General features: G+C 64.6%; 13 protein-coding genes. 5 read left to right on the forward strand and 8 right to left on the reverse strand.

Features of this window, described 5'->3' with window-relative positions; all coding sequences use genetic code 11:
• Positions 1-77: 77 nt before the first annotated feature.
• The 5 genes from AC1D75_RS26180 to sucC all read right to left on the reverse strand — a co-directional run bounded on the left by AC1D75_RS26180 (position 78) and on the right by sucC (position 3,963).
• The gene (locus AC1D75_RS26180; RefSeq protein WP_495518224.1) at positions 78-542 is read right to left on the reverse strand and encodes an RDD family protein; all 465 of its coding nucleotides are present in this window, start codon (positions 540-542) and stop codon (positions 78-80) included.
• The gene (locus AC1D75_RS26185) at positions 539-1,249 is read right to left on the reverse strand and encodes a hypothetical protein (RefSeq protein ID WP_495518225.1); all 711 of its coding nucleotides are present in this window, start codon (positions 1,247-1,249) and stop codon (positions 539-541) included. Before AC1D75_RS26185 ends, AC1D75_RS26180 begins: the two co-directional genes overlap by 4 nt.
• A 144-nt stretch (positions 1,250-1,393) precedes the next feature.
• Positions 1,394-1,750 (reverse strand): cupin domain-containing protein, encoded by a 357-nt coding sequence (locus AC1D75_RS26190; protein WP_495518226.1) that lies wholly within the window; start codon positions 1,748-1,750, stop codon positions 1,394-1,396.
• Between the two features lie 145 nt (positions 1,751-1,895).
• Positions 1,896-2,786, reverse strand: coding sequence for a succinate--CoA ligase subunit alpha (gene sucD, locus AC1D75_RS26195; RefSeq protein WP_495518227.1), 891 nt, complete (start codon positions 2,784-2,786; stop codon positions 1,896-1,898).
• Between the two features lie 13 nt (positions 2,787-2,799).
• Entirely contained in the window at positions 2,800-3,963 is a 1,164-nt protein-coding gene (sucC, locus tag AC1D75_RS26200) for an ADP-forming succinate--CoA ligase subunit beta (protein WP_495518228.1), read from the reverse strand.
• A gap of 369 nt (positions 3,964-4,332) precedes the next feature.
• On the opposite strand from sucC, the gene AC1D75_RS26205 reads away from it, so the two are divergent.
• Entirely contained in the window at positions 4,333-5,493 is a 1,161-nt protein-coding gene (locus AC1D75_RS26205) for a M23 family metallopeptidase (protein WP_495518229.1), read from the forward strand.
• A 121-nt stretch (positions 5,494-5,614) separates the two neighbouring features.
• Here AC1D75_RS26205 and AC1D75_RS26210 read toward each other — a convergent pair whose 3' ends face one another.
• Positions 5,615-8,167 (reverse strand): UvrD-helicase domain-containing protein, encoded by a 2,553-nt coding sequence (locus tag AC1D75_RS26210; protein ID WP_495518230.1) that lies wholly within the window; start codon positions 8,165-8,167, stop codon positions 5,615-5,617.
• A 140-nt stretch (positions 8,168-8,307) separates the two neighbouring features.
• On the opposite strand from AC1D75_RS26210, the gene AC1D75_RS26215 reads away from it, so the two are divergent.
• Positions 8,308-9,915 carry a hypothetical protein gene (locus AC1D75_RS26215; protein ID WP_495518231.1) on the forward strand — a complete coding sequence of 536 codons (1,608 nt, stop codon included), beginning with the start codon at positions 8,308-8,310 and terminating at the stop codon, positions 9,913-9,915.
• Between the two features lie 12 nt (positions 9,916-9,927).
• Here AC1D75_RS26215 and AC1D75_RS26220 read toward each other — a convergent pair whose 3' ends face one another.
• Positions 9,928-11,724: a hypothetical protein gene (locus tag AC1D75_RS26220; protein WP_495518232.1), complete on the reverse strand. Its 1,797-nt coding sequence runs from the start codon at positions 11,722-11,724 to the stop codon at positions 9,928-9,930.
• 151 nt (positions 11,725-11,875) lie between these two features.
• Here AC1D75_RS26220 and AC1D75_RS26225 point away from each other — a divergent pair, with 151 nt between their 5' ends.
• Both AC1D75_RS26225 and AC1D75_RS26230 read left to right on the forward strand, forming a co-directional pair.
• Complete coding sequence (locus tag AC1D75_RS26225; RefSeq protein ID WP_495518233.1) at positions 11,876-12,181, forward strand: chorismate mutase; 306 nt, start codon at positions 11,876-11,878, stop codon at positions 12,179-12,181.
• A 135-nt stretch (positions 12,182-12,316) separates the two neighbouring features.
• Complete coding sequence (locus AC1D75_RS26230) at positions 12,317-13,708, forward strand: sulfatase family protein (protein WP_495518234.1); 1,392 nt, start codon at positions 12,317-12,319, stop codon at positions 13,706-13,708.
• Positions 13,709-13,733: 25 nt separating this feature from the next.
• Here AC1D75_RS26230 and AC1D75_RS26235 read toward each other — a convergent pair whose 3' ends face one another.
• On the reverse strand, positions 13,734-15,230 hold the full coding sequence (locus AC1D75_RS26235; RefSeq protein ID WP_495518235.1) for an MFS transporter: 1,497 nt from the start codon (positions 15,228-15,230) through the stop codon (positions 13,734-13,736).
• 98 nt (positions 15,231-15,328) lie between these two features.
• Between AC1D75_RS26235 and AC1D75_RS26240 the strand changes: the two genes are divergently transcribed.
• Positions 15,329-16,006 (forward strand): TetR/AcrR family transcriptional regulator, encoded by a 678-nt coding sequence (locus AC1D75_RS26240; RefSeq protein WP_495518236.1) that lies wholly within the window; start codon positions 15,329-15,331, stop codon positions 16,004-16,006.
• The last annotated feature ends 35 nt before the right edge of the window (positions 16,007-16,041 follow it).

Consider the following 16,041-nt stretch of genomic DNA (forward strand, 5'->3'; position numbering starts at 1 on the left):
CCACTCCAACAAATCGGTCGGTTCCACAGACTTCACGTGACCGGTCGCGACTTCAATGGGCCCGCGCCGGTCGCATCTCACCAGGCGTAGATGACCCGGCTTCGCAGGACCACGTCCTGGATCGACCGGCGGCGTCGGTCAACTGCCACCCAGGCCAATCCGATCGGGAAGAACGCACAGAACGCCGCCCGCAGCAACGAGCGGGCCGGACCGAGTCGACTTCCGTTGCGACTGACCACTTCCAACCCCATCGCCACCGATCCGACCGTCCGCCCCGATACCGTCCAGCACGCGGTCAGATAGATCAGCACCACCGAATACGAAACGACACCCGAGGCCAGGATGTTCGGGTTCGGTGCGCTGAACGATCCGGTGGTGAACAGCAAGTCCAGCAGCAAGATGAAAAGATACATCGCTCCGAGAATCACAATGACAACCAGCACGTCGATCGCGGCTGCCGTGCCCCGGCTGACAATCCCTGCCAGCCGGGTGTCGAGTGCGTCCTTGTTGGTGTGGTGCGGCTGGTGTGTCGCATCGGTCATGACTGACCAGCCGGCGGCTCGTGCGACCCGCGCCGGTGCACATCGACAACAACTTCGGTGACCGCGGTGGTCGCGGTGACCGCGGGTGGTTCGATCGCACCGTTCGCCACTCGCCCACCGTCAAGGGGAGTCGGCTTGCGCCCCAGCAGTTTTCCGAAGACGCCGGCAACGACGTCGTCGGCCCGGGCCCCCTGGACGCGGACGTCGTCGAGCACACCGTTGGTCAGTGTGGTGGTCGAATCCCGGACGATGGCCTCCAGATCGACGCCATCGATGACCTCGTTGGCGATTCCGATCAGGTCGACCCGCGCGAGTATGGCGTCGATATCGATCCGCGCCGCGATCACATCGATGTCGACGCCACCCACCGCACGATTGAGATCCACCGTCTCGATCACCGCGTCGATGTCGACCCGGCCCAGAATCGCATCGATATCGATCCGGGCGGCGATACCGTCCAGATCGATCTCGGTGGCGATCTTGTCGAGGTCAACGTGATTGAGGACGAGTTCGGTCAGATCTACCTCGTCGACGAGTGCGGTGATCACCTCTCGGATGATGACTTTGAGCGCGGAGCGGGTCAGTTCGATCGAAGAGTCGATGAGTTGTTCTCCGAACGCGGTGGCTGCAGCCGCTCCGCGCTCGAGCAATGGACCGGTAACAGGAATACGGACGGCCACACCGTAGATTCCACGAACTCCACGCACGACGCTCGACGCTGTCGCCGCACCAGTGACCATTGGCCTACCGCTCTCTTCGCCGCTGTGAAAGCCGGTGCCTTGTACCCCCTACCGCTCATAGAACGATACTCGACCTCCGTGTTCTGGCGACAGAATCGGGTGAGCCGCGAACTACTGCGTGCCTTTGAGGACCAGCAGCGTCGCAGCCGAGTCCTCCACGGCGACAAGCTTGTGCGTCACGCCCGGCGCCACCCGGACCGCTGAACCCGGCGAGAGTTGCACGCGCTCACCGCCCACCGAGAACTCGATCAGGCCGCGCTGACCGATCACCAGGATTTCCATCGTCGACTGATGATCGTCGATCACCTGGCCGGCCCGAAGCGACAGATGCACCACATTTGCTCCAGCGAGCTTTGCCACGACGTCGATCTTCGGCCGGTCGGTGCCGGAGTCGACCACCTCGTCGAGACCGGTGAGCACCGTGAATTCCACTGGCTGTCCTGGGTTTTCTGCCGGGACATCGGTCATGGATCAGCCTTCCGCGCGGTGGGTATAGCAGTAAGTCGACACTACTGGTCATGCACCCGCAGGGGCGAACATGGACGCAAACGTCGATGGCGTCGACCCGGAAAACCCGGGTCGACGCCATCGACGTTGTCAGCGCAGTGCGCTGTTACAGATTCTTGTACAGCTCGCGAGCCAGAGCAGCGGTCTCGGACGGCGTCTTGCCGACCTTGACACCTGCAGCCTCGAGCGCATCCTTCTTGGCCTGCGCGGTGCCCGAGCTGCCCGACACGATGGCGCCGGCGTGGCCCATGGTCTTGCCTTCGGGAGCGGTGAAGCCTGCAACGTAGCCGACAACCGGCTTCGTGACATTGGCCTTGATGTAGTCGGCAGCACGCTCTTCGGCGTCGCCACCGATCTCACCGATCATGACGATGATCTTGGTGTCGGGATCCTGCTCGAACGCCTCGATGGCGTCGATGTGGGTGGTCCCGATGACCGGGTCGCCGCCGATGCCGATGGCAGTCGAGAAGCCGATCTCACGCAGCTCGAACATCATCTGGTAGGTCAGCGTGCCCGACTTCGACACGAGGCCGATCGGTCCCGAGCCTGCGATGTTGGCCGGGGTGATGCCGACAAGCGACTCACCCGGGGTGATGATGCCGGGGCAGTTCGGTCCGATGATCCGGGTCTTCTTGCCCTTGGACTCGTTGTAGGCCCACGCATACGCGCTGTCCTGCACCGGGATGCCCTCGGTGATGACGACGAGCAGCGGGATCTCGGCGTCGATGGCCTCGATGATCGCATCCTTGGCGAACTTCGGCGGCACGAAAGCGATCGACACGTCGGCGCCGGTCTTTTCGATGGCCTCGGCCACGGTGCCGAACACGGGCAGCTCCACGCCGCCGTCATGGCTGACGGTGGTGCCGGCCTTGCGGGCATTGACGCCACCGACGACCTGGGTGCCGGCCTTGAGCATCAGAGCGGTGTGCTTGGTTCCCTCGCCACCGGTGATGCCCTGGACGATGACCTTGGAATCTTTGTTCAGAAATATCGACATTGGTCTACAGCTCCTACTTGCTCGCCAGTTCGGCGGCCTTGTCGGCAGCCTCATCCATGGTTGCGACGACCGTCACCAGCGGGTGGTTGGCCTCGGCGAGGATGCGACGACCCTCTTCGACGTTGTTTCCGTCCAGGCGCACGACGAGGGGCTTGTTGGCCTCGTCACCCAGGGTCTTCAGTGCACCGACGATGCCGTTGGCAACTGCGTCACACGCGGTGATGCCGCCGAAGACGTTGACGAACACGCTCTTGACCTGCGGGTCGTTCAGGATGACGTCCAGGCCGGCAGCCATGACCGCAGCCGAGGCGCCGCCACCGATGTCGAGGAAGTTGGCAGGCTTGACGTTGTTGTGCGCCTCGCCCGCGTAAGCGACGACGTCCAGGGTCGACATGACCAGACCGGCACCGTTACCGATGATTCCGACCTCACCGTCGAGCTTGACGTAGTTGAGGTCGTTTTCCTTGGCCTTGAGCTCGAGCGGGTCGGTGGCGTCTTTGTCCTCGAACGCCTCGTGACCGGGCTGACGGAATGCGGCGTTCTCGTCGAGGGTCACCTTGCCGTCGAGGGCGAGGATCTCATCGTTGGGCGTACGCACGAGGGGGTTGACCTCGACCAGGAGTGCGTCTTCGTTGATGAAGACCTCCCAGAGCTTCTGGATCGTCACGGCCGCGGCGTCGAGCACCTCGGCAGGCAGCTTGCCTGCTTCGGCGATCTCGCGGGCGAACGCGAGGTCGACACCCTTGACGGCGTCGACGGGGATCTTGGCCAGTGCGTCGGGGTTCTCTTCGGCGGTGACCTCGATCTCGACGCCACCCTCGACCGAGCACATGGCCAGGTAGGTGCGGTTGGTGCGGTCGAGCAGGAAGGAGATGTAGTACTCCTCGGCGATGTCACTCGCCTCTGCGACCAGCAGCTTCTTGACAACGTGGCCCTTGATGTCGAGGCCAAGGATGGCCTCCGCGTTCGCAACTGCGGCATCGACGTCGGCGGAGTACTTCACGCCGCCCGCCTTCCCGCGGCCGCCGACCTTCACCTGCGCCTTGACCATCACGGGCTTGCCGATTTCTTCGGCGATTTCACGTGCGCCGGCAACCGTGTCGGTAACACGTCCTGCCGAGGTCGGCACCCCGTGCTTGGCGAAGAGTTCCTTCGCCTGGTATTCGAAGAGATCCATTCAGCTCACCATCTCGTAGGTTTGTCCGCAGTTGGTGCCTGCGAACCATCGATGACTCTAACGCCGCGAGAAACGCCGCCGACCATTGCTACCGCCGCTTGTGCCTCAGATCACTTACTGATTGTTCACTCGGCGAATCATTTGCGCGATCCGTCCGCGACCAGCGATGAGGCATATCGGGAAAGCGTACGCAATTACGTGATCCAGCTCACAATCGGGGGTCCAAATCCGCGAGCGGTTGCGGGTCTCGCAATCGTTTCGTTACCGTCGCTAGGTCAGAAGGTCACGGATTTGTCACAGCAAACTATTCGTGCAGTGCGGCGGAACTACCTCGGACTGCTTCTGAACACGCTAGGAAGGCTCAATCAGTTGGATGCTCGTGAAACGAAACCCGGAAGCGGCGCAGGTAAGCGCGCTTCGGCCGGAACGCTCGACGAGCAGCGCCCTGACGCCTTACGCACTGCAGCTGTGAACGACAGCGAGATCACGAACATCATCCCGATCGACGACTTCGGTCTCGAGCAGTACGCGGACGGACCTCTCACCCAGTGGCGTAACGATTCAGCCACGGAAGCCCGCGCAAGCCACCGCTCGACCGGTACCCGTCGTTTTGATCGCGACGCCTACGACCAGCCTCGCCCGGCTGAAGTGACGCAAGACATCGTTGTCGCCGAGATCGAGTTCGACGAAATCGTCCACGAACATCCCTTTGCGGTCCGTGGCGCCGAATTCGACGACTTCGCCCCTGCCGACGACGCTCCCGAATGGTCTCCACAAACAGAGCGTTCCCCCGGTCGCAGTGGCGGCAAACATCGCATCACCGCCCCGCCGCAGGCACTGAAGGGACGCGCTGCACTTCTTGCAGTCGCCGCCGGTGCCGCAGTGGCAGCAGCAACGGGATCGTTTGCACAACAATCCGACGAGGCCACACCCACGACGGCCGCGGAGGCCGCCACGCCGACTCCGGCAGCGGTGGTTCACACCGGTAGCGCCCCAGCAGCCGCAGTGACAGCTGCACCGTTACCGGTCAACATGGACACCTTTACGGCCCAGCTCGCGACCGGCCAGCAGATCGCCGACCAGAAAGTTGCTGCGGAGATCGCAGCGCGGCGTCCGACGATCGTCTCCCCCATCGATCTCGGTGCCTACGACTTCACCTCGGCATACGCCAGCCGATGGGGAACCTTCCACGGTGGTATCGACATGGCAGCCCCGCTGGGCACGCCCATCCACGCCGTCACCGACGGTGTCGTGATCGCGGCAGGCCCGGCTTCCGGATACGGGCACTGGGTCCAGATCCAGGCACCTGACGGCACCGTCACGATGTACGGCCACATGTCATCCAGCGGCGTGCACGTCCAAAAGGGCCAGACCGTGACCGCGGGCGACATCATCGCCGAGGTCGGCAACGAGGGCTTCTCCACCGGACCCCACCTGCACTTCGAGGTCTGGAAGAACGGCACCACCAAGACCGACCCGACGCCGTGGCTCGCCTCACACGGCGTGCAGCTCTCCGGCTACGCCAGCTGACCTGAATACCTTGTGCACCCGGGCTTTTCAGCCCGCACAATTGCGACACCCTTAGACAACAGGAAAGCCTGCATCGATCTGATGCAGGCTTTTCCTGTCGGGTGGTCCAGAGCCTGTCGGCTCAGAGCTTTTCCACCGGCAGCCCGCCGAGCGACATCAGCGTGATCTGACCGGCACTGCCGAAGTCGAACTTGACCCGCTCGGTCGGACCGGCGCCTTCCTTTGCGACCACTTTGCCCATCCCGTACTTGGCATGGGTGACCCGATCCCCCACCTCGACGTGGACCTGCTTGTTGCGGCCACGGGTGGGTGAGCCGAACGACTCTCGACGCCGTGAACCCGAACCGCCCGAACCGCCGAAGCGCTCATCACCGAAACCGCGACCGTTGTCGCCGTAGTCGCGGGTGCCATCGCTCAACCCGCGCCCCATGCTGCGCTTGGGTTCAGTGCGTCGCCAGTCGATGAGATGTTGCGGAATCTCTTGCAGGAAGCGCGATTCCGGGTTCTGCATCGGAGTGCCCCAGGCCGAGCGAACCATCGCCCGGCTCAGATACAGCCGTTTGCGCGCACGCGTGATCCCCACGTAGGCCAGCCGGCGCTCCTCCGACAACTCGGCCGGATCACCGAGGGCCCGCATGTGCGGGAACTGCCCGTCCTCCCAGCCGGTCACGAACACCACCGGGAACTCCAGGCCCTTTGCCGTGTGCAGAGTCATCAGCGTGACGACGCCGTCTTCGTCGTCGGGCACCTGGTCGGCATCTGCCACCAAGGCCACCCGTTCCAAAAACGCTGCCAGAGAACCGGGTTCGGGCTCACCCGGATCGGGCTCGAGATCTGGGTCCTCGGGCTCCGATGGCGCGGCGCCGTCGGCTGCCTCACCGATCTGTGTTTCCGGTATCTGCGTCGCCGCCGCTTCTGCGGCCTCGGCACTGAATTCCCGTGCCACCGAGATCAATTCGTTGATGTTGTCGAGACGGGCACCGTCTTGCGGATCCGATGAACCCTCGAGTTCATAGCGGTAACCGGTGCGTTCGACGATCGCGTCCACCAGCTCACCGATGTCGCCGGCTTCGCTGCCTGCGTCCAGCTCCGCGATGTCAGCGGCATCGGACCCCGCCTCACCGAAGTTCGACAGAAAGTCTTTGCGCAACCCTTCGATGAGTTCGACAAATGCTGAGATCTGTTTGACCGCACGGGTTCCCAGTAGCGGGACCTTGCCCTCAGAACCGTCGACCAACGCCTGGTAGAAGCTGATCCCGGTATTCTCCGAGTGGACCGCGACACAGGCCTCGGCACGGTCGCCGATCCCCCGGCGCGGGGTGTTCAGGATGCGACGCAAGCTCACCGTGTCATCCGGATTGGCGACCGCTCGCAGGTACGCGACGATATCGCGGACCTCTTTGCGCTCGTAGAAGCGGACCCCGCCGACGACCTTGTACGGGATGCCCAGGCGGATGAACACCTCTTCCAGCGCACGCGAGGCGGTGTTGGTGCGGTAGAAGGCGGCGATCTGCGAGTAGTTGAACTCCCCGGAATCGGTGAGCGCGTCGATCTCGCGGGCGATGAACTGTGCCTCGTCATGCTCGTTGTCGGCAACGTAGCCGACGATGAGCTCGCCGTCACCGGAGTCTGTCCAAAGCTTCTTCTCGCGGCGGCCGACGTTGCGGGAGATGACCGCGTTGGCGGCCGAGAGGATCGTCTGGGTGGAACGGTAATTCTGTTCCAGGAGAATCGTTTCGGTGTTCGGGAAGTCGCGCTCGAACTCCTCGATGTTGCGGATCGTCGCACCTCGGAAGGCGTAGATCGACTGGTCGGCATCACCGACCACGCACAGTTCTGCGGGCGTCACGTTGCCGGTGGCCCCGGTACCGACCAATTCACGGACGAGGACGTACTGCGCGTGGTTGGTGTCCTGGTACTCGTCCACCAGAACATGCCGGAACCGACGCCGGTAATACTCGGCGACCTCGGGGAATGCCTGCAACAACCCCACGGTCTCGCCGATCAGGTCGTCGAAGTCGAACGCGTTCGCCGAGCGCAATCGCTGCTGATACTGCCGGTAGATCTGAGCAATCGTCTTGGATGCGGGCTCGCTGCCCTCTTCGGCGGCGGCCATCGCCCCATCGGGATCGACGAGTTCGTTCTTGAAGTTGGAGATCGAGATGCCGACCCCGCGCGGACTGAACTTCTTCGGGTCCAGATCCAGGTCGCGCACGATCATGCCCAGCAACCGGCGGGAGTCGTCGGCGTCGTAGATGGAGAAGTTCGAGTTCATGCCGCTCAGCAGCGACGCCTGGGCCCGCAGGATGCGGACACACGTCGAGTGGAACGTACTGACCCACATGCGTTGCCCTCGCGGGCCCACCAGGTCGACAACCCGCTCCCGCATCTCGGCGGCCGCCTTGTTGGTGAAGGTGATCGCCAGGATCTGACCTGGACTGACGTCACGTTCGGCGAGCAGGTAGGCGATCCGCCGGGTGAGCACGGCGGTCTTACCCGAGCCGGCGCCTGCAACGATCAGCAACGGCGAGCCGGCATGCAGAACCGCTGCCCGCTGCTGGGTGTTCAGCCCGTCGAGCAATTCTTGGGCACGCCGTGATTCGGCGCGGGTGCCCTCGTGCAGGTTTCCAGTGGCCATGCCCGGCAGCGACGGGTGGGGAGCAGCGCTTTTCATCGTGTCCCAAAGTTACCCGCTCGCACCGACACCTCACGACTCCGCCGGTCCCGGCAAGCGTTCGGTAACATCATCGCCACTCGAGCTCGGACCACGCTGGTACCTATGTGCCATGTGGGCCACTCGGTGGCCGATGCGGGGTGGGACCCGCACCACAGCCGCCGGGGATGCAGCCGGACAACCTGATGGGTGGGGGCACCACGTTGAAGAGCAATGCAATCCCGAAGGTCGCGTTGGGTATCGCCGTGGTGGCGTTGATCGCGGTCGTCGTGGCCATGTTCATCCCGCGCGCCGCCGACGGGGCCGCGGTGGCGCCCTCGGCGATCCTGGCCCAGAAGCAACTTTCGACGATCGCTCTGGAGTTCGCCGACCAGCACGGCGCCACGTACTCGGGCACCGTCACCTCCGGTTCCGACAAGATCAACCTCGACGACGTCGAGGTGACCGCGGGCGGAGACCTGCGCGGCACGATCAAGGTCGGCGGCGAAACCGCCGACATCATCGGTGTGAACGGTCAGACGTACGCGAAGGGTTCGGCCAGCTTCTGGAAGAGCCACCTGGAAAAGCCCAAGATGAACTACGAGGCCGTCGCCAGCGACTGGGCTGCCCTGGACCCGGCAACATTCCCCGACCTGGGTCTGGTCCTGGCCCCGTCCGCACTCGGCCTGGCACTGGCCAACGACAACTCTTCGCTCGACATGAGCGTGAAGGGCCGCGCCACCGGCCTTGCCGGAACCCCCGACGAGCGCTTCACACCGGGAACACTTCCGGACATCGTCGCCGAAGAGGACGACACGATCGTCGCCGGTGGCAGCCTGCGCACCACGACTGTGGCCGAAACCGACACCCTCTCGACCGTCGCAGGCCCACTGGATCAACCGGGCGGCTCGGTCATCGAGGTCGATCTGTCCGTCGAACCCATCGGCGCCGACGAGATCGGCCGGATCTACGACGCGATCGAGGAACAGGCCGCGACCCTCACACACATTCCGGCCCCGTACCTGACCCCGAACTTCGATGCCAGCGGTTTCCGCCTCGCGGTGTTCCCGGCCCCGTGCACCCCACCGGTCTGTGAGTACATCGTCACCTACGTCGCGACGACCCCTGGGACGAGCGCTCCGGGGTCCATCACCATCGTCGGTGACATGACCCTGACCCTCAACGACCGGCCGGTGGGCGGCACCTGCACCCGCACGGTTGTGATCCCCCTGAACGGCCGGGGCGAAACGCGGTGCCCCTTCACGGTTGCATCCGGTGAGGACGGCACCCTCAAGGGCGATGTGGCATACGTCTTCACCGCGTATCTCGATCAAGACGCAACAGTCCTGACCCGGGCGCTCGCCGCCAACGAACAGGTGTCCACCGCCGAGCCGACCGGAGTCTGGACCGCGGACGGATTCAAGGGCAGTCTCGAGAGCCGGGACTACAACCAGCAGATCACCGGGATCCACTCCACATACACCTACGTCGTCGGCGGGCAGTCATTCGACGGCCGGGCGCCGGACGGCACACTGCTCACGACGTTCGGTCCGGGCTACTCGGACAACATCGGCAGCGACGGCGCGCTGAGCAGCAGCTGGGGAGGCACCGAGGCGATACTCGCCGCCGCCGAGGCCCAGACCGGTGCCGCCGAGGACACTCCGGTCCGGTGGGTCTTCGCCGAATCCGACGCCGCCGACGCGACGCGGCAAACACTCACCGACGCCGGGATCAGCGACATCGAGGTGGTCACCGTGCCTGCGGTGTGATTCGAGGCAGGTTCAGGGCACTCGAACGAGTTCACCGACACGCCCCTGCGCGAAGTGCAGGCCAAGCCCCGGCGTCAGGGGACGCACCCGGACCTGGTCTCCTCCTCCGTGCAGCTGGAGGTAGACCGTGTTCAGACCCGCCTTGACCGGCGCGGTCACCGGATCACCATCGGCAAGGCCCACTTCGATCTCCCCGTCGGACGTCGCGCAGTACGGCAGCGCAACCTTCCACGACCAGACCAGGAGTGGTCCGTCGAGTTGCAGGTCGGTGGGACCGGTCACCTCCGGATCGGTGCAGTCCCCGAGACCGGCTCGGATGCCGCGAATGGGTGTGATGTCGGCGGGCGCCAACCGCCCGGAGTCGTCGAGCACCTGCAATTTGTCCGTCGGCGCATCGAATTCCGGACGGTCCGACAGCCCACCGAAGACCTTGCTGACCACGTTGTACGGCTTGACCAGCGGCAGCAGGACCAGGATCGGGACCTGATGGTCGAACATGGGGGTATTGCGGGCCTGCGCCAGCGAGGTTCGCGCGTTCGCGAGGTAGTCGCCGGTCGGATCGGTATCCCACTCCTTCGCGAACTGGTGTGTGGCGAGCAACGAACTGACGATGAACGCGCCGGTTGCCACCACTGCGGCCGGGCGCAACCACCGTCGATGGTTGCTCGCGACGTCACGTCTGCGGACCGGCGCCACCAGTGTCAACGCCATCGCGATGGTGATGAACAGTGCGCTGTCGGGCAGGTAGCGCAGAGTCTGGGCCAACTCGATGGTGGTGTGGGCGCCGGACCGGTTCCAGATGATCGGTATCTGCAGCACGACCACGTACCCGACCACCGCGGCGAGTATCCATCCCACATGGCGGCGGGTGTACAGGGCGTAGCCGGCAGCCCCCAGCACCAGTAGCCAGCCGACGACGGTCAGCGGCCAGCCGACCGATCCGAAAGGCGGACTGGGCAGCCAGCGTTCCCAGTCCCATGGCCCGCCGAGCAGTCCGGGGATGAGCCCGGCGTTGACCGACCGCCAGGTGATCTGCAGTGTCTGTGAAACGGAGTGCCCGTCGGGATCGACCGGCACCACGATCAGATACGACGTCAGCCATGCGGCAGCGATCAAGCACAACCCTGTCCACAACTCCCACGCCGACCTCCAGGCCGTACGCACCGCCTGCCCTACGGTGGCGCCGCGGCCGGATATCAGACACCACAGCACCGCCACGACCATGGCCACCGGCACGATGAGGACAGACTTCTCGAAGAATGCCAGCCCGATCACAAACGCCACCAGCGCCCGTGCGATCACCATCCGCCGGTTCGCGACCCCACCCCGGCACAGGTGCACCACCTCGGTCACGACCACCGCCATCGCAATCTGCATCGGCAGCGCATTCAAACCCGCCGACCACCACGTATATGCCGGCACGGTCAGCGGTGTGAAGAGGTAGAACGCCAGCGGAATCAGCATCGCCGGACGATTGCGTCCCGCGATCGCGATCAGCATCCTGAGCACTGCCAGGGAAGCCAGCAACTGCAGAACGACGAGGGTCACCGCCGGGACCGCCCAGTTGAGCGGCGCGAGGTCGGTGCTCAGTCCTGCGACCAGAAAGGCACCGGGCATCAGGTGCCCGTCGTGGCCGTACATGAGGTGTTCCCACGAGAATGTCGAAAGCTCGGAGGCGCGGCCGATGAGGATCAGGTCGTCCCAGTAGAAGTCGCCGCCCGCGACCAGCGCGATCCGCACCACGAGTTGAACGACGATCAGCGCCGAGGCGATCCACAGCACCGTCGCACCCCGAGATGTCGCACTCACCGGAGAGCCCGGCCGTGACGGTACGGGGCGGGGGCGTGGCGGAGACGAAGCCGAAGGCGGAGCTCGACCAGTCCATCTCAGGGCCGCTGTGGACAGATGCACAACGACCACTCTTACCAGCGTCACCACCCTGCGTGGCACACTTGGGCCCGTGACTGCTGACCAGCCGATCGACCTGTCCGGCCTTGATCTTGGGTCTGACGTGGTAGATCTCCCCGAGGACATTGATGACCTGCGCCGTGAAATCGATCGGGTCGACGCGATAATTCTCGCCGCGATCAAGCGACGGACCGCGGTGTCCAAGCGCATCGGGCAGACCCGGATGGCATCCGGAGGCACCCGCCTCGTGCACAGCCGTGAGATGAAGGTGCTCGACCGCTTCAGCGAGCTCGGCCAAGAAGGCCACACGCTCGCCATGCTGCTGCTGCGACTGGGCCGCGGACCACTCGGACGATAGAGCGGGCGCACCGCGTTCGGCCCACGCCGAGCGTAAGTGTGGTCTCCGCCGGTGCGTTGCCTGCAGGATTGGTCGACTCGGGGGACATGGATCGGGTCGCAGCGAGGTGATCCGAGCCCGATACAGGAGTGGTGAATGGCTGAGAATGTTCTGCTGATCCATTGGCATGATCTGGGCCGGCACCTGGCCTGTTACGGGGCGGACGGCGTCGAGAGTCCGACGATGGACGCGCTGGCCTCACACGGCATCCGATTCAGCAACGCCCACGCCACCGCACCGCTGTGCTCGCCTGCCCGCGGTTCGCTGTTCACCGGGCGGTATCCCCATTCAAACGGTTTGACCGGTCTGGCACACCACGGTTTCGAATACCACGACGATGTTCTGACGCTCCCCCAGGTTTTGGGCGAGAATGGCTGGTACAGCGCGCTTTTCGGGATGCAGCACGAGTCGAGCGATCCAGGCCGCCTGGGGTTCGACGAATTCGACACCTCCGATTCGGAGTGCGACCACGTCGTGGAACAGTCACAGGAATGGCTGCGCACCTTCAGCGCTGACGCGCAGCGCCGGCAGCAACCGTTCTTGTTGACGGCCGGGTTCTTCGAGACCCATCGGCCCTATCCGGCCGAAGACTATGTGCATGCCGACCCGAAAAGTGTTGTTGTCCCGGCATTTCTGCCCGATGCCCGTCCCGTTCGTGAGGATCTCGCCGGGCTGCTCGGTTCGATCACCAAGGCCGACGCCGCGGTCGGGCGGCTCCTGTCCACGCTCGCCGAACTCGACCTCGACCGCACCACCTGGGTCGTGTTCATCACCGATCACGGACTGGCGTTCCCCCGCGCCAAATCGACGCTGTATTCCGAGGGCACCGGGGTCGCGCTGATCGCGCGGCCACCCACCGACCGCAACATCACGCCGTTTGTCTATGACGACCTCTTCAGTGGTGTCGACCTCACCCCGACCGTGCTGGATCTGCTGGGTGTCGAGATTCCGGAAGCGGTGGAAGGCTTTTCACACGCGGAGACGATCACCGGCACCGCTCGCGCCACGGTGCGCGACGAGGTGTTCACGGAGAAGAGCTACCACGACAACTTCGATCCGATCCGGGCGATCCGCACCGATCGATACAGCTACATCGAGAACTACGCCGATCGCCCGGCTCTGAGTCTGCCGCTGGACATCCGGGACAGCCCGTCGGCCAGGGCCTTGGACGGTTCGCAGGATCTGCCGCGGGCGCCGCAGGAGTTGTACGACCTGCTCGACGATCCACTCGAGTTGAACAATCTGATCGACGACCCCCTGCTCACGGATGTGGTGACCGACCTTCAGTCACGACTGCACCGGTGGCGGAGCGACACCGGCGACGTGTTGCCTTCCGAAGCCGACGGCAACAAGATCGCCCTTGATTTCATGGCTCGCTACCGTCGCCAGCTCGACAAGATCGATGAGGAAAACGCGGAGCGGTCACTTCCGTCTCGGCGCCCGCGGGCCAGCCAGCGCGAACTCCGGGGCGAACCGACCCATCGCTGACCGGCGCGCACCACCCGGGGCCACATCAATCCGAGATCGCCAGCTCACCCCTGGGCAGTAGCAGACCAACGGCGATGGCCGCGACGAACACCGCAACCGAGCCTGCGAGCAGCGCGATCTGCAGACCATTGACGAATGCGGTATCCGCCTGCGCGGCGATCTGACCACCGGCGTGGGCCGCTCCGGCGAAGGACTCCCTGGCCTTGTCCACCACACCGGACGGCAGCCCGGGCAGCTCGAGGTGATTGCGGTAGCCCTGTGTCAGCAGGCTGCCGAGTACTGCGATGCCCAGTGCTCCACCGACTTCCCGGGACAGATCGTTCATCGCCGAGGCCACACCCTGCTGCGCCGCGGGAAGTGCACCGGTGATCGCACTGGTCGCCGGCGTCATGGCGGTCCCCATACCGATCCCCAGCGGGATGAGACCGGCGAGCATCAACCAGTACGAGGTGCCGACACCGAGCTGCGACAGGACGAACAGGCCTGCGGACACCAGGACCAGCCCGGCAACGCACACCCGGCGGGTGCCGAACCTCTCGACGAGCTTCGGTGACACCCTTGCCGACGGCATCATCACCGCCGCCATCGGAAGCATCGAAATCGCGGACATCAACGCCGACCCACCCCGCACGATCTGCAGATACTGCAGCACCACGAAGATGAACCCGAAGAACACGAAGAACTGCACGAAGATCGACAGGCTGCCTGCACTCAGTCCGCGATGGAGGAAGACCCGGGGATCGAGCATCGGCGCCTTCTGACGCAGTTCGAATCCGATGAACAGTGCCAGGATCACCAGGCCACCGACGATGCCGGTCAAGGTGCGCGCCGAAAGCCAGCCCGCCTCGGGAGCCTCGATGATCGAGTACACCAGCACCACGAGGCCGGCGATCGACAGCACCGCACCACCGATGTCGAGACGGGGTGCATCGGCGTCGGCCGACTCCGGCACAACGCGCCATGCCGCGATGAGCGCGACGGCTGCCAGTGCCACGTTCAGGCCGAAAACCGAACGCCACGACCAGAATTCGAGCAGCACACCGGAACACAACAGGCCCAGGATGGCACTGCCTCCGGCCACGCCCGCCCAGATGCCGACGGCCTGCGTTCGCTTGTCCGCCGGGAAGGTCCCTGTGATGGTCGACAGTGTCGCCGGCATGACCAGCGCTGCACCCAATCCCAGGATTCCGCGGAGCACGATCAGTTCCGATGCCGAGCCGGCGGTCATCGCGACCACCGATCCGATCCCGAAGATCGCCAGTCCGGCGATGAGGGTTTTGCGTCTGCCGTAGCGGTCCCCGACCGCGCCGGCCAGTAGGAGGAACGAGGCGAAGATCAGCGAGTACGCGTCGATGATCCAGGACAGCTGCGTCTGGCCGGCGTGCGTCGCCCGGGCGATGTCCGGGAGGGCGACGTTGAGCGAGGACATGGCGGCAACAACTGCCGCCAGGGCGATGCACACCACGATCATGATGGCGCGCGTGTTGACGGGCTTCTGCATGGTGCTTGGTGTGGTCGTCATGACTTCGATCCTTCGGAGGATGACCCGGTAGAACGTTTTTTGGAGTCACGTTCAAAGCATTTAGAATGCTACTCCAAAGAATGACATATACTGGTCACGTGGGCAAGAGTGAAACAGAATCAAACAGCCGGAGGACCAGCCGGCAGCGAGAGGCAGGCGCCGCCACCCGGGCCGAGACCCGCCGACGCGTGCTGACCGCGGCTATCGAGGTGTTCACCGAAAGTGGTTATGCCGCTGCCACTGTGGCGAAGATCGCCCAACGCGCTGACGTATCGGTTCAGAGTCTCTACTCGTCATGGGGCAGCAAACGCGGTTTGCTACGCGGAATGATGGAGGCGCAGGTGATCGGCCACCATCCCGGCTCGGTCAACCCCGACGACATGCCGCTGGCCATCCTGGCGAACTTCGATCCGATCGCGGCTGCGCCCCGCGAACTGATCGCGCACATCACCCACCAGTTCCGGCTGCTCGCCGAACGTGCCGCCGTCGGCTTCAAGACCTATGCGCAGGCCGCCGCAGTCGACCCCGAGGCCGCCGACGACTGGCAATCGCTGATGGAGATCCGGCGCATGAGCATCCGCAACCTCCTGACCAATCTCGATCCGGCCGCGCTGCGGCCCGGACTGACACCCGAGGCCGCGGGAGACACGGCATGGGTGATCGCTAGCCCCCAGACGCATCAACAACTCGTCGACACGGCCGGATTCACCTACGACGAGTTCGAGGACTGGATTCGGGTGACCCTCACCCGCGCCCTGCTGCCCGACGAATCCTGACCATTGCCTGCGAAGAACCGACTTCGTCAGATCCC

The sequence above is a fragment of the Williamsia sp. Y712 genome (genome assembly GCF_059445525.1).